Below are 13923 nucleotides of genomic sequence, written 5' to 3' on the forward strand. Positions count from 1 at the left end.
GATTATGGGCTACAGCCACTTCGTCTTCTTGAACGTGATGAACAGGCCCGTGCAGATGGACGCCATCAGGGCCAGCGCGGCGAGGTAGCCATAGCGCCAGTGCAGTTCGGGCATGAACTCGAAATTCATGCCGTAGATTCCGGCGATGGCGGTCGGCACCGCCAGCAGCGCGGCCCAGGAGGCCAGCTTGCGGGTGATGACGCCCTGGCGCTGCTGCTCCAGCAGATTGGCGACCTCGAACACCGACGACAGAATGTCGTTCAGCCCGCCCAGCCGGCTGGCGACGCGGCGCACATGGTCGCCGACGTCGCGGAAATAGAGGCGCACGTCCGGGTCGATGCAGGGCATGTCCAGCGACTGCAGCCGCCCGACCACCTCCTCCATCGGCCCCAGGATGCGGCGGAACTTCAACAGTTCACGGCGCAGGGTGAACAGGCGCCGAATCTCGACCCGCGACAGAAAGGCGTCCAGCGTCCGCTGCTCCATCTCCAGAACGCTGTCCTCGGCGTCGTCGACGATGGGGGCGTAGGCGTCGACGATGAAGTCCAGAATGCCGTGCAGGACGAAATCCGGCCCCTTCTTCAGCTGCAGCGGCGAGGCCTCCAGCTGCGCCCGCAGCAGATTGTGCGACCGCGCCGAGCCGTGACGGATGCTGACCACATGGTCGTCGCCGACGAAGACATGGGTTTCGCCATAGGCGATGCGGTCGTCGATCTTCAACGCCGTGCGCGCCACCACGAACAGTTCGCGGCCATAGACCTCGACCTTGGGCATCTGGTGCGCGGCCAGGGCGTCCTCGACCGCCAGGGGATGCAGCTTGAACCGCTGGACCAGGACGTCGATCTCGGCGTCGGTCGGATCGACCAGACCGACCCAGACGAACTCGTCGCCCGCCAGCGCCAGCCCCTCGGCCGTCAGCGGCGCCTCGCGCACGCGCTGGCCGTCACGATAGACATAAGAGGCGACGACCGGCATGGACGCTCCGTAGGTGATCCGCCTCAGACTTAGAGCGTGCGGCGGCGGAGTTGAAGCGCCCGCATCGCCCCGACGCGCGGCTGGCGGCTGCAACCTGACCGAAATGTCATGACGCCGAATTATGAATGCGCCGTCTTTCGGCCTCGGAAGCTTCGCCGTTTCGATCCGATCCAGCGTCACCGTTCCCTGCCCCGGACGACAAGGGGCGGAAAAATGGAAATAGGATCATGTTCAGCATCGCCTCTCTGACGACCGCCGCTGTCCTCGCCGCAGGCTCGGCCGCCGCCGCCCCGATCGAAGCCCGCATCCCCTATGGCGACCTCGACCTGTCGAGCCGCGCGGGCGCGACGGCGTTCGACACCCGCGTCCAGCGCGTCGCGCGGACGCTCTGCACCGGTCGACAGCCCGTCGAACGGCTAAGCTGCATGGACAAGGTGCGGGACGAAGCCCTGTCGCTTCTGCCCGACCGCGCCCGGACCGACTATGCGCGCGGCCGCGTCGCCTTCGACGCCTGAAACGAAAGGACGCCGCCGGACGGATCGTCCGACGGCGTCCCATTCATGACGCTGAAAACCGCCTGAAGGGCGGCGCCCCCATCAGGAAACGGGGAAGCCGCGCACCTTCAGCAGGGCCGCCACGTCCGGGTCGCGACCGCGGAAGGCGCGATAGGCTTCGGCGCGGTCGGTGGTGTTGCCGGGCGCCAGCATGATCGACTTGAAGCGGCCGGCGATGTCCGGGTTGAACACGTCGCCCGACTCTTCGAAATAGGCCCAGGTGTCGGCGTCCATCGTCTCGGACCACAGATAGCTGTAGTAGCCCGCCGAATAGGCGTCGGACGTGAACAGGTGATTGAACTGCGGCAGGCGGTGCCGCATCACGATCTCCTTGGGCATGCCGATGCGCGCCAGGCTGGCCTTTTCGAAGGCGTCGATGTCGGTCGGCGGCACGGCCTGGGTGTGCAGGTCCATGTCCACGATGGCCGAGGACAGATAGCTGACCGTCGCATAGCCCTGATTGAAGGTGGCGGCGGCCTCGATCTTGTCCACCAGCGCCTGCGGCATGGCCTGGCCCGTCTGATAGTGTTTCAGATAGCCGTCCAGGATCGGGCGGCTCAGCACCCAGTGCTCGTGCACCTGCGACGGATATTCCACGAAGTCGCGCGGCGTGTTGCCGAACGACGGATAGGTCACCACCGACGAGAAATAGTGCAGGGTGTGGCCGAACTCATGGAACAGGGTCTCGGCGTCGTCCAGCGAGATCAGGACGGGCTCGCCCGGCTCCGGCTTGGTGAAGTTGTTGTTGTTCGAGCCCAGGATGATCTTGGAGCCGTCCAGCTGCGAGAACGAGCGATAGGTGGTCATCCAGGCGCCCGAACGCTTGCCCGGACGGGCGTAGTCGTCGGTGTAATACAGGCCGATCAGCTTGCCGGTGGCCTTGTCGTGCAGCTCATAGACCTCGACGTCCGGCTCGAAGGTCGGGACCGAACCCTTGGGCAGTTTGGTGAACTTGAAGCCGTACAGACGCTCGGCCATGGCGAAGGAGCCGGCGCGGACCGCGTTCAGCTCGAAATACGGCTTCAGCTGGTTCTGATCCAGGTCGTACTTTGCCTTGCGGACCTTCTCGGCGAAGTAGAGATAGTCCCACGGCTCGATGTCGAAACCGGCGATCGCCTTCATGTCGGCGACCTCCTCGGCGACGCGGGCCTTGGCCGGCGCCCAGACGCGGTTCATCAGGGCCTCGGCCGCCGCCGGCGTCTTGGCCATGGTGTCCTGCATCCGCAGTTCGGCGTGGTTGCGATAGCCCAGGAGCTTGGCGCGCTGATCGCGCAGCTTCACGATCTCGGCGATGGTGGAGTTGGTGTCGTTGGCGTCGCCGTTGTCGCCGCGATTGACGAACTTCTTCCAGACCTGTTCGCGCAGGGCCCGGTCGTCGGCGAAGGTCAGGAAGGGATCGACCGCCGAACGGGTGTTCAGGATGGCCCAGCCCTGGAGGTTGCGGCTGCGCGCCGCGCCGGCGGCGGCGGCCTTGTTGGACTCGGGCAGACCCGCCAGGCCCGCCTCGTTCGGGATCACGGTCCAGGCGTTCTCGTCGGCGACGACCTTCTGGCCGAAGCGGGTGAAGGCGTTGGAGAGGGCGGTGTTGATCCGGCCCAGTTCGGCCTTGCCGGCCGCGTCCAGATTGGCGCCCGAACGGATGAAGGCGTCGCGACGGCGCTCGGCCAGACGCTTCTGCTGGGCGCTCAGGCCCGCCGCGTCGGCGGTGTCGGCGACCGTCTTGACCCGCTGGAACAGCTTTTCGTTGAAGGTGATCTCGTCAGAGGCGGCCGACAGCAGGGGCGACAGTTCGGTGTCGACCGCGTCATAGGCTTCGCCGCCGATGTTGGAGGTCATGACGCCATAGATGTTGGACGCCCGGTCCAGCGGCTCTCCAGCTAGCTCCAGCGCCGCCATGGTGTTGGCGAAGGTCGGGGCCTCGGGGTTGTCGGCGATGGCGGCGATGTCGGCGCGTTGCAGTTCGATGCCTTCCAGCATGGCCTCGCGCAGCTTGGCCGGCGTCACCTTGTCGAAGGGCGGCACGCCGTCGTACTTGCCGGTCCAGACCTGCAGCAGCTCGGCGCGCGGCGCCTGGGCGGGCAGGACGGCGCGGGCGATGCGCGCTTCCTCGGCGACGCTGGCGGCCGACGGCGCGGCGGCGGACCCGCCAGAGGCGGCGCCGGTGGAGGCGCAGGCCGACAGGGCCATCAGGCTGCCGCCCGCGATGAGAAGCTGGCGTCTATGCATGGAATGCTCCGAAAGAAGATCATGGTCGGTCACACACTTAGGCGCACGAAACGCCCCCGTCACCTGATGGCGGCGTAATCTTCGCTCCAATCCGGTTGGATACGTCGTCGCACTGTTCTAAATGCGGGCCATGGCCATTGGTGTTTTCGACTCCGGCGTGGGCGGCCTGACCGTCCACCGCGAACTGACGCGGCGTTTCCCCCAGCGGGACTTCGTCTATCTGGCCGATCAGGCCCACGCCCCCTATGGCGGGCGCGGCGGCGAGGACATCGTCGAACTGACCAAGGTTGGCTGCGAACGGCTGTTCGACGCCGGCGCCTCGGTCGTGGTCCTGGCCTGCAACACCGCCAGCGCCATCGCGCTTCGCCGACTGCAGCAGACCTGGCTGCCGGGTCTGCGCGAGCGGCTGGGTCGCCCGGTCAACATCCTAGGCATCATCGTGCCGACCATCGAGGCGGCGACCGGCAAGCCCTGGAGCTTCGAGGCCGAGCGCCCGCAGGAGGGCGAGAAGGTCGCCTCCATCGACATCACCGGCGTCTTCTGCACCGCCGCCACCGCCATCAGCCGCGTCTACGAGATCGAGATCGACAAGCGACGCGAGGACATCGCCGTCTTCTGCGAGCCCTGCCCAGGCCTGGCCGGTCTGATCGAGCTGGGCGCCCCGGCCGAGGAGCTGAAGGTGGTGATCGACGACCACGTCGATGCGCTGCGCCGCCGCATCGGCCGTCACCCGGACAAGGCCATCCTGGGCTGCACCCATTATGAGATCGTCGCCGAACTGTTCGCCCAGGCCCTGCCGGCGGGCACGGTGCTGATCGAACAGCCGACGGCGGTGGCCGACGCCCTGGAACGCTATTTCAAGGCGCACCCCGAATACGACCTGGGCGACAGCGGCCGCCGCGACTTCCTGACCACCGGCCAGGCCGGCCCCCAATCCGAACTGGTCGCCCAGTTCTGGGGCGCGCCGGTGACGTTCGAACAGGCGTAGGGGCTGCTCCCCACGCCCCACGCCCGTCATCCTAGGCCTTGCGCCTAGGATCCAGACTCCCGGTGGCAGGCCATCGAGCGAGTGCGTCGCGGCGGCCGCTTTGCGACGACATCCGAGTTTATGGATCCTAGGCACAAGGCCTAGGATGACGAGCTATATAGAGTGGTCGAGCATCAGCACCCCGGACAATCCGGCAGCGGCTCGCTCTCCAGCTGCAGCGTCGTGTGGTTGATGGCGTAGCGCCGCGCCACGGCCTGGGCTTCGCCGATCAGCGCCGCCGAATCCGTCCGGTCGTGGACCAGGTGCGCGGTCAGGGCCGTGTCCGTGGTCGACAGGGCCCAGACGTGCAGGTCGTGCACCGCCCGCACGCCCGGCAGGCCGACCAGCGCCTTCTCCAGCGCGGGCACGTCCACGCCGCTGGGCGCCCCGTCCATGGCCAGATTGACCGAATCCTTCAGCAGTCCCCAGGTGGACCACAGGATCACCACCACGATCGCCAGGCTGACCAGCGGATCGACCACCGACCAGCCGGTGGCCAGTATGACCGCGCCCGCGACCACGACGCCCAGCGACACGCCGGCGTCGGCCATCATGTGCAGATAGGCCCCCTTGGCGTTCAGGTCGTGCTGGGACTTCATGAACAGCAGCGCCGTGCCCAGGTTGATGACGAAGCCGATCCCGGCCACCACCATGATGGTCGCGGACCCCACCGGCGCCGGTTCGTTGAAGCGCCGCACGGCCTCGAAGGCGATGGCCCCGCAGGCGAAGATCAGCAGAAGCGCATTGCCCAGCGCGGCCAGCACCGTCGCCTTGCCGAACCCATAGGTCCGCCGACCGCCCGCCGCCCCGTGCGCCCCGCGCCGCGCCAGCCAGGCCGCCCCGCCCGCCATGGCCAGACCCAGGACGTCGGACAGATTGTGCCCCGCATCGGCCAACAGGGCGGTGGAATCCGCCATCAGCCCGGCGCCGAACTCGCAGGCCACGAAGATCAGATTGACCACCAGCCCGACCGCATAGCGCCAGTCGCCGGTATCGACCGGCCCGTGGCTGTGGCCGCCATGGCCATGGCTGTGACCGTGCGCGTGCGAATGGCCGTGACCATGATCGGCGTGATCGTGGCCATGGTCGGGGTGGGAGCTGTGATCGTGGGCGGCGTTCATGGTTTCGCCTATACGCCCTTTGCCGAAACAGCCAAGCCGATACTTGATAACAGATTGAATGTTATCACATAATGTCAGTGCTGGTGCATGGCCACCACGAGGCCCAGCGCGATCAGGGCCAGGCCCAGCACGGCCCCTTCGTAACGCGCCCACCGCTCCAGCCGCAGGATGGAGGCGCCGGCGCTGGCCAGGGCCGTGAACACCGCCATGCCGGCGACCGTCCCGATCGCGAACATCACCGTCAGCATCGCCAGGGCGCCGATCCCCGCCGAAGCCGAGGACAGATAGATGGGCAGCAGCACCTCGCCCGGCGACACCGCCATCATGGCCACCAGTCCCAGGAAGGCGGCCTTGTCCGACACGGCCGGATCGGGCGTCTCCAGCGCCGGGCCGCCTGCCAGGGCCGGACGCCGCAGGGCCGAACGCGCCAGATAGAAGGCCCCGAATAGGAACAGCAGCACCGCCGCCAGGTGCGGCAACACCCCCTCGATCCATTGGTCCAGCGCCAGGCCCGCCGCCACGATCAGGCCGCCGACCACCGCCGTCGTGGCGATATGGGCTAGGCCCGCCGCCGTCACCGCCAGCAGGATGCGGTGCGGCCGCCAGCCCTGCGCCCGTCCGACCAGGGTGAAGGGCAGCCAGTGGGTCGGCAGGGCGGCGTGCAGAAAGGCCGCCACGAAGCCGCCCCCCAGCAGGGACAAGAGCACGGACTGTTCGGCGCCGGGGGACATGAGCCGGCCTATAGCGTGTTACTTTATAACAGTCGAGCGGAATTCGACTCTTTACAGCCAGTCGGCGAACGGCTCGCGATCCAGCATCTCTTCATAGGTGGGGCGCGGGCGGATCACGGCCCATTGATCCCCGTCCACCAGCACCTCGGGGATCAGCGGCCGGCTGTTGTATTCGCTGGCCATGACCGCGCCATAGGCCCCCGCCCCGGTGAAGACCACCAGATCCTCGGCCTCCAGCGGCGCCAGGTCGCGGTCGCGCGCGAAGGTGTCGCCCGTCTCGCACACCGGCCCCACGACGTCATAGGCCAGGGCCTTGCCGCCGCGCGGCGCCACCGGGCGGATGTCGTGGAAGGCGTCATAGAGGGCCGGCCGCATCAGGTCGTTCATCGCCGCGTCCAGCACCAGGAACCGGCGCCCGTCCGAACGTTCGTTGACCTGGATCACCTGGCTCAGCAACACCCCGGCGTTGGCGGCCAGCAGCCGGCCCGGCTCGAACGCCGCCTCGACGTCCAGCCCGTTCAGCACCCGCGCGGCCATGGCGACGTAATGGGCCGGCGACGGCGGCTCGACGCCGCCCGAATAGGGCACGCCCAGCCCGCCGCCCAGGTCCAGCCGCGTCACCGCATGACCCTGGCCGCGCAGAGCGCGCGTCATCTCCGCCAAAACGGTGAAGGCGGCCTCCAGCGGGGCCAGGTCGGTGATCTGGCTGCCGATATGACAGGCCAGACCGACCGGCTTGACATGGGGCGAGGCCGACGCCTGGGCGTACAGGTCCATCGCCTCCGCGACCGGCACGCCGAACTTGTCGCCCTTGCCGCCGGTCGTGATCTTGGCGTGACCGCCCGCCCCCACATTGGGATTGACCCGGATGGCGATGGCCGGCGCCGCATCCATCATCGCCGCGACGGCGATCAGCCGGTCCAGCTCGGCGCCGGATTCGACATTGATCTGACGCACCCCGACGCTGATGGCGAAGGCCATTTCGACGTCGGTCTTGCCCACGCCGGAAAAGATGATCCGGTCGGCCGGCACGCCCGCCGCCAGCGCGCGCCGGATCTCGCCCTCGGACACGGTGTCGGCGCCGGACCCCAGTTTCGCCAGGGTGGCCAGGACCGAAAGGTTGGAGTTGGCCTTGACCGCAAAGGCGATCAGGGCCTCGCCCAGCGCGTCGCGATGCGCGTCGGCGGCGGCGCGCAGCAGGCCGTAATGCCGCTTCAGCGTCGCGGTCGAATAGACATAGGCGGGCGTGCCCACCTCGTCGGCGATCAACTCCAGCGGCACGCCCTCGGCATGCAGGGCGCCGTCCTTCAGGTCGAAATGGTGCAAGGTCTATCGCGGATCGTTCTGGGCGGCGCCGGCGCCGATGGGATTGGAGGGCCCGCCGTCGATCGGCACGCTGCTGGACGGACGGTTCATCGTCGCCGGCTCGGGCAGATGCGGCGCGCGGCTGTCGCGCGGCGCGCGTTCGGTCTGGCGCACCGGCGATTCCAGATCGGCCATGCGGCCGCAGGCGGCGGTCAGAAGGGCGAGCGCGCCCGCGAGGATCAGGGTCTTTTTCACAGGCGATCTCTCCAGTCGGCGATACGCGCACGGACCTGTTCCGGCGCGGTTCCCCCATAGCTCTGACGACTTTCGCACGAAGCCTGGGCGGTCAGCACCTTGTAAACCGCTTCGGTGATCCCCGGCTCCAGTTTCTGCATCTCTTCCAGCGGCAGTTGCGCCAGATCCACGCCCAGCCCCTCGGCCCGCTTCACCGCAGCGCCCGTGACATGGTGGGCCTTGCGGAACGGCAGGTTCAGTTCGCGCACCAGCCAGTCGGCCAGATCCGTGGCGGTCGAGAAGCCTGCCCCGGCGGCCGCGGCCATACGCTCTGTGTTGGGACGCAGCGCCGCGACCATGGCGGTCATGGCGTTCAGGGCCATGTCCAGGGCGTCGAAAGCCTCGAACACCGGCGGCTTGTCCTCCTGCATGTCCTTGGAATAGGCCAGCGGCAGGCCCTTCATCACGGTGGACAGGGCGACCAGCGAACCCATGATCCGGCCGGTCTTGGCCCGCACCAGTTCGGAGGCGTCGGGATTGCGCTTCTGCGGCATGATCGAAGAGCCGGTGGTCAGATCGTCGGGCAGCGTGGCGAAACCGAACATCGGCGTCATCCAGACCACGATCTCCTCGGCCAGACGCGACAGATGCCCCGCCGTGATCGAGGCGGCGGCCAGGCTTTCCAGCGCGAAATCGCGGTCCGACACGGCGTCCAGGCTGTTGGCCATCGGGCGCTCGAAGCCCAGGTCCCGCGCCGTCATGTGGCGGTCGATGGGGAAGGGCGAACCGGCCAGCGCCGCCGCGCCCAGCGGGCTTTCGTTCATGCGGGCGCGGGCGTCGGCGAACCGACCGGCGTCGCGCCCGAACATCTCGACATAGGCCATCAGATGGTGGCCCAGCGTCACCGGCTGGGCGGTCTGAAGATGGGTGAAGCCCGGCATCAGGTCGCCCGCGTGTTGTTCAGCCCGGTTCAACAGGGCGGCCTGCAAGGCCTTCAACTGGGCGACGGAGCGGTCGCAGGCATCGCGGACCCACAGGCGGAAGTCCAGCGCCACCTGGTCGTTGCGGCTGCGCGCCGTGTGCAGACGGCCCGAGGGTTCGCCGATCAGCTCGTTCAGCCGCGCCTCCACATTCATGTGGATGTCCTCGAACTGGTCGCGGAAGGGGAAGGTCCCGTCCACCATCTCGGATTCGATGGCGTCCAGCCCGCCCAGGATGGCGTCGGCGTCGGCCTGTTGGATGATTCCCTGCTTGGCCAGCATTCGGCAGTGGGCGCGCGAACCGGCCAGATCCTGACGCCACAGACGCTGATCCACGCCGATGGAGACGTTGATCGCCTGCATGATCTCGGCCGGGCGCGACGAAAAGCGTCCGCCCCACATGTCTTGACCCGCCGGCTTCACCGGCGCAGTCGAACCGGCGGATGACGTGGCGTCGGCAGGAGTGGATTGGGTCATGAGCGGCTCTAGAAAGGCGATCTGGGCGATAATCGGCGCGGTCGTGGTGGTCAGCACCATCGCCGGCGCCGGCGGCATGGCGATGTCGCTATACGCCAATCATCGCCAGGACGCGCAAGTGCAAGAGGCCGCAAACGCCAATGCGGCCCCGAAAAGCGACCTGGCGCGCTTCGCCGTCGGCTCGCTTTCCACCCTGTCCACCCCGACCGACCACGCCCCGGCGCCCGAATACGCCTTTCGCGACCGCACCGGCACGGCCGCCCGCTTCTCGGCCTTTCACGGCAAGGTGGTGGTGGTGAACCTGTGGGCCATGTGGTGCGCGCCGTGCAAGGCCGAGATGCCGACGCTCCAGGCGCTGGCCAAAGCCTATGCGGCCAACGAGGATCTGGTGGTCCTGCCGATCAACGTCGACGCCACGCCGGACGCGGCGGCCGAGGCCAGACGCTTCCTCGACGACCACGCGCCTCTGCCCTTCTACAGCGACGCCCAATTCCAGCTGCCGTTCGAGTTTCCCGGCAAGGGCGCCATGCCCCAGACCATCCTGCTCGACCGCGAGGGCCGCATCCGCGCCGTCAAGACGGGCGAGGCCGACTGGTCCGGCCCGGAGGCCCGCGCCCTGATCGACGCCCTGCTGGCGGAAGGCCCCAAGCCGCAATAAGGCCCGCCGCCCGACCGGGCAGGATCAGTTCTTGGCCGGAACCCGCGTGTCGGTCGCCGGGTCGATGGCGCCGGGCTTGCCCTCGGCCGCGGCCTGCGCCTGCTCGTTCTCCAGCTTGTCGGCGACCTTGCCCGCCCCCGTCTCAACCGCCTGAGCGGCCTTCATCGCCCCGCCCTCGATCACCTCGCCGGCCTGGGAGGCAGCGCTGGCGGTCTTGTCGGCGGCCGTCTCGGCATGAACCTCGGCCTTGTCCTGCTCGGCCTGGGTGCAGGCGGCAGCGCCCAACGTCAGAACGGCGGCGGCCGCCATCAGGGCTGTGGTGCGGATCGTCACGGCGTCTCTCCAGTCAAGGTTGAAAGCTCGACCGTAAACGCAGGATGGCGGCGCGGGTTGCAGCGAAAAAGTGGTGACTGGAGGCGGGATCGAACCGCCGACCTGTGGGTTATGAATCCACCGCTCTAACCATCTGAGCTACCCAGTCCCGGGCGTCGCGGGGCCGGGGCCAGCCGCGAAGGAGGCGTGCCTATATCGCCGTCGGGCGTCGTGTTCAAGTCGTCTTGGGCCAGATCGTGCGGCGCCGGATCGTGCGGCGATAGAGCGCATGACTGCCGCCGACCGGAACGGTAACGCTGGAGCGGCCGTTTTCGACCGATACGTCCCACGCCTTTTCGGAGCCTGCGCCATGCGCCTGATCGTCGCCGCCGCGTCCACCTCCCTGCTCGTCCTCGCGGCCGCCTGCGGGGCCAGCGGCGAAAGCGCGTCATCGGCGCCTCAGGCCCGGGCCGGCGCGCCGCTGGAGACGCGGCCAGCCAACAATCCCGACCAGCGACCGGCCTTCGACGGTCAGACCCGCGCGCCGGGCGTCAAGAGCGAACAGGCCATGAGCCACACCGTCGTCGCCTCGGGCCTGGTGCATCCCTGGGGGCTCGCCGCCCTGCCGGACGGTCGCTGGCTGGTGACGGAAAAGCCCGGCCGCCTGCGCATCGTCACCGCCCAGGGTCAGGTGGGCGAACCGGTCGCGGGCCTGCCCGCCGTCGATGCGCGCGGCCAGGGCGGCCTGCTGGACGTCATCGTCGGCCCCGACTTCGCCCAGGACCGGATGATCTACTGGAGCTACGCCGAGCCCCGCCAGGGTGGCAACGCCACCTCGGTCGCGCGCGGGCGGCTGTCGGACGACGGATCGCGGGTGGAGAATGTCCAGGTCATCTTCCGCGCCCTGCCGGTCTATGACGGCGACAAGCATTACGGCTCGTCCCTGGCCTTCGATCTCGCCGGGCATCTGTTCGTCACCCTGGGCGAGCGGTCCGACAAGCCGATGCAGCCCCAGGCCCAGGATCTGGGCTCCCACATGGGCAAGACCATTCGCATCAACGCCGACGGCTCCGTGCCCCAGGACAATCCTTTCGTCGGCCGCGCCGGGGCCCTGCCCGAGATCTGGAGCCTGGGGCACCGCAACGTCCAGGGCGTCGCCGTCCAGCCGGGAACCGGCGCCGTCTGGACCATCGAACACGGCACGCGCGGCGGCGACGAGGTGAATATCGACAAGGCCGGCCTGAACTACGGCTGGCCCGATGCGGCTTACGGCGTCGAGTACGCGGGCGGCCGGATCAACACCGGCGCGACCCAGGCGCCGGGCACGGAGCAGCCCGTCTATTACTGGGATCCGGTGATCGCGCCGGGCGGGGCGACCTTCTATCAGGGCGCCATGTTCCCGGGCTGGGAGGGGAACCTGCTGGTCGCGGGCCTGAAGGAAAAACACATCGCCCGTCTGGTGATCCAGAACGATCGCGTGGTCGGCGAGGAGCGCCTGCTGACCGATCTGGGCGAGCGCATCCGCGACGTGGCGGTCGCCGCCGACGGTTCGGTCTGGGCCATCACCGACGAGCAGAACGGCAAGCTGGTCAGGCTGGCGGCGACGCAGTAGGGTTTCATCGCCAGGGGGCGAAGTCGGGGCGCGCGCGTCCCAAAGGGAGCAACCGAGCCATGCGTATGCTGATCCTCTCCACCGCCCTCGCCCTGCCGCTGCTGGCGGCCTGCGGCACGACCGGCGGGACCAACACCTATCAGCAGGAGCTGGATACGCTGGAGGCGGCCTGCACCCGCGACCAGGGCATCCTGACGCCGACCGGCCTTCAGACGGGTCGGCCCCAGACCGAATACGCCTGCAAGATCACCGGCGGCGCGACCCGGATTCCCCGCGCCAACTAAGCCTTGCGGCCGAAGCGACGTCTTCGGCCCGCCACCCTGTAATGACGGAGAAGTTTTAACCGGGGCTGCCCCTGGCAGGCCTTCACGCGGCTTATTACTTGACGTTGACGTAAACGTAGGGTTTTTGACGTTCACGCTTCGAACCGCCCCTCGCCCTCCAAGCCGCGCGACATCGCGTGTCGCGCATGGGGGCCAAACATGGAGACGCCTCTCATGGCCGACGCCTATATCTACGACGCCGTCCGCACCCCGCGCGGCAAGGGCAAGAAGGACGGCTCGCTGCACGAGATCACCGGCCTCAGCCTGGCGACCCAGGTTCTGGAGGCCCTGCGCGACCGCAACGATCTGGACACCTCCAAGGTCGACGACGTCATCCTGGGCTGTGTGACCCCGGTGGGCGAACTGGGCGCCGACATCGCCCGCACGGCGGTCCTGTCGGCCGGCTGGTCGCAGGATACGGCCGGCGTTCAGGTCAACCGCTTCTGCGCCTCGGGCCTGGAAGCCGTGAACATGGCCACCGCCAAGGTGAAGTCCGGCGAGGCCGATTTCGCCGTCGGCGGCGGGGTCGAGGTCATGAGCCGCGTGCCGATGGGGTCAGACATGGGCGCCTGGCCGACCGACCCGTCCTCGGCCTTCCCGACCTATTTCGTGCCCCAGGGCGTGTCGGCGGACATGATCGCCACCAAATACGGCTTCAGCCGCGACGACGTGGACGCCTATTCGGTCGAAAGCCACAAGCGCGCCGCCAAGGCCTGGGCCGAGGGCAGGTTCAAGAACTCGGTCCTGGCGGTCAAGGACCAGCTGGGCCTGACCATCCTGGACCACGACGAGACCATTCGTCCGAACACGGACATGCAGACCCTGGGCGGCCTGAACCCCTCCTTCGCCATGATGGGCGAAATGGCCTTCGACGGCGTGATCAACCAGCGCTACCCCGAGGTCGAGCGGGTCAACCACGTCCACACGCCGGGCAATTCGTCCGGCATCGTTGATGGTTCGGCCGGCGTGCTGATCGGCTCGCTGGAAGCGGGCCAGGCCCTGGGCCTGAAGCCGCGCGCCAAGATCCTGGGCGGCGCCTCGATCGGCTCGGAGCCGTCGATCATGCTGACCGGCCCGGAATATGTGACGCGCAAGCTGCTGGGCAAGCTGGGCATGACGCCCGACGACATCGACCTGTGGGAGCTGAACGAGGCCTTCGCCGCCGTCGTCCTGTGCTATATGCAGGCCCTGAACATCGACCACGCCAAGATGAACGTGAACGGCGGCGGCATCTCGATGGGCCACCCCCTGGGCGCCACCGGCGCCATGATCACCGGCATCGCCCTGGACGAGCTGGAACGCTCGAACAAGTCGACCGCCCTGGTCACCCTGTGCATCGGCGGCGGCATGGGCACCGCCACCGTCATCGAACGCGTCTGATCCGGGAG

At 68.3% G+C, this 13923-nt stretch carries 14 protein-coding genes and 1 tRNA gene; 6 read left to right on the top strand and 9 right to left on the bottom strand.

Going from position 1 to position 13923, the window contains the following annotated elements:
- Positions 1-9: 9 nt before the first annotated feature.
- The gene (locus B3Z70_RS06705) at positions 10-975 is read right to left on the bottom strand and encodes a magnesium and cobalt transport protein CorA (protein ID WP_292045142.1); all 966 of its coding nucleotides are present in this window, start codon (positions 973-975) and stop codon (positions 10-12) included.
- A 227-nt stretch (positions 976-1202) separates the two neighbouring features.
- On the opposite strand from B3Z70_RS06705, the gene B3Z70_RS06710 reads away from it, so the two are divergent.
- Positions 1203-1490 (top strand): UrcA family protein, encoded by a 288-nt coding sequence (locus tag B3Z70_RS06710; RefSeq protein WP_292045144.1) that lies wholly within the window; start codon positions 1203-1205, stop codon positions 1488-1490.
- 81 nt (positions 1491-1571) lie between these two features.
- Here the strand turns inward: B3Z70_RS06710 and B3Z70_RS06715 are convergent, their stop codons facing one another.
- Positions 1572-3755, bottom strand: coding sequence for a M3 family metallopeptidase (locus B3Z70_RS06715; RefSeq protein ID WP_292045146.1), 2184 nt, complete (start codon positions 3753-3755; stop codon positions 1572-1574).
- 130 nt (positions 3756-3885) lie between these two features.
- Here B3Z70_RS06715 and B3Z70_RS06720 point away from each other — a divergent pair, with 130 nt between their 5' ends.
- Positions 3886-4743: a glutamate racemase gene (locus B3Z70_RS06720; RefSeq protein WP_292045147.1), complete on the top strand. Its 858-nt coding sequence runs from the start codon at positions 3886-3888 to the stop codon at positions 4741-4743.
- Between the two features lie 173 nt (positions 4744-4916).
- Here the strand turns inward: B3Z70_RS06720 and B3Z70_RS06725 are convergent, their stop codons facing one another.
- From B3Z70_RS06725 to argH, 5 genes are all read right to left on the bottom strand, one after another.
- A complete protein-coding gene (locus tag B3Z70_RS06725) occupies positions 4917-5903 on the bottom strand; it encodes a cation diffusion facilitator family transporter (protein WP_292045148.1) in 987 nt (328 codons plus the stop codon).
- A gap of 74 nt (positions 5904-5977) precedes the next feature.
- Positions 5978-6634 (bottom strand): hypothetical protein, encoded by a 657-nt coding sequence (locus tag B3Z70_RS06730; protein WP_292045149.1) that lies wholly within the window; start codon positions 6632-6634, stop codon positions 5978-5980.
- A 51-nt stretch (positions 6635-6685) separates the two neighbouring features.
- Positions 6686-7960, bottom strand: coding sequence for a diaminopimelate decarboxylase (lysA, locus tag B3Z70_RS06735; protein WP_292045151.1), 1275 nt, complete (start codon positions 7958-7960; stop codon positions 6686-6688).
- A 3-nt stretch (positions 7961-7963) separates the two neighbouring features.
- Entirely contained in the window at positions 7964-8194 is a 231-nt protein-coding gene (locus tag B3Z70_RS06740) for a hypothetical protein (protein WP_292023698.1), read from the bottom strand.
- Positions 8191-9630: an argininosuccinate lyase gene (argH, locus tag B3Z70_RS06745; RefSeq protein ID WP_409514371.1), complete on the bottom strand. Its 1440-nt coding sequence runs from the start codon at positions 9628-9630 to the stop codon at positions 8191-8193. Before argH ends, B3Z70_RS06740 begins: the two co-directional genes overlap by 4 nt.
- Here argH and B3Z70_RS06750 point away from each other — a divergent pair.
- Positions 9629-10288 carry a TlpA family protein disulfide reductase gene (locus B3Z70_RS06750; RefSeq protein WP_292045152.1) on the top strand — a complete coding sequence of 220 codons (660 nt, stop codon included), beginning with the start codon at positions 9629-9631 and terminating at the stop codon, positions 10286-10288. The two genes, argH and B3Z70_RS06750, sit on opposite strands and share 2 nt — an antisense overlap.
- Positions 10289-10312: 24 nt before the next feature.
- Here B3Z70_RS06750 and B3Z70_RS06755 read toward each other — a convergent pair whose 3' ends face one another.
- Together B3Z70_RS06755 and B3Z70_RS06760 are read right to left on the bottom strand one after the other, a co-directional pair.
- Positions 10313-10621: a hypothetical protein gene (locus tag B3Z70_RS06755; protein ID WP_292045153.1), complete on the bottom strand. Its 309-nt coding sequence runs from the start codon at positions 10619-10621 to the stop codon at positions 10313-10315.
- 71 nt (positions 10622-10692) lie between these two features.
- Positions 10693-10769, bottom strand: a tRNA-Met gene (locus B3Z70_RS06760).
- A 201-nt stretch (positions 10770-10970) separates the two neighbouring features.
- Between B3Z70_RS06760 and B3Z70_RS06765 the strand changes: the two genes are divergently transcribed.
- The 3 genes from B3Z70_RS06765 to B3Z70_RS06775 all read left to right on the top strand — a co-directional run bounded on the left by B3Z70_RS06765 (position 10971) and on the right by B3Z70_RS06775 (position 13915).
- Positions 10971-12212, top strand: a complete 1242-nt coding sequence (locus tag B3Z70_RS06765) for a PQQ-dependent sugar dehydrogenase (protein WP_292045155.1) — start codon at positions 10971-10973, stop codon at positions 12210-12212.
- 59 nt (positions 12213-12271) lie between these two features.
- Complete coding sequence (locus tag B3Z70_RS06770) at positions 12272-12496, top strand: hypothetical protein (protein WP_292023686.1); 225 nt, start codon at positions 12272-12274, stop codon at positions 12494-12496.
- Positions 12497-12709: 213 nt separating this feature from the next.
- Complete coding sequence (locus tag B3Z70_RS06775; protein WP_292045156.1) at positions 12710-13915, top strand: acetyl-CoA C-acetyltransferase; 1206 nt, start codon at positions 12710-12712, stop codon at positions 13913-13915.
- Positions 13916-13923: the final 8 nt, after the last annotated feature.

The organism is Brevundimonas sp. UBA6550, assembly GCF_002434505.1.
Taxonomy (GTDB): Bacteria; Pseudomonadota; Alphaproteobacteria; order Caulobacterales; family Caulobacteraceae; genus Brevundimonas.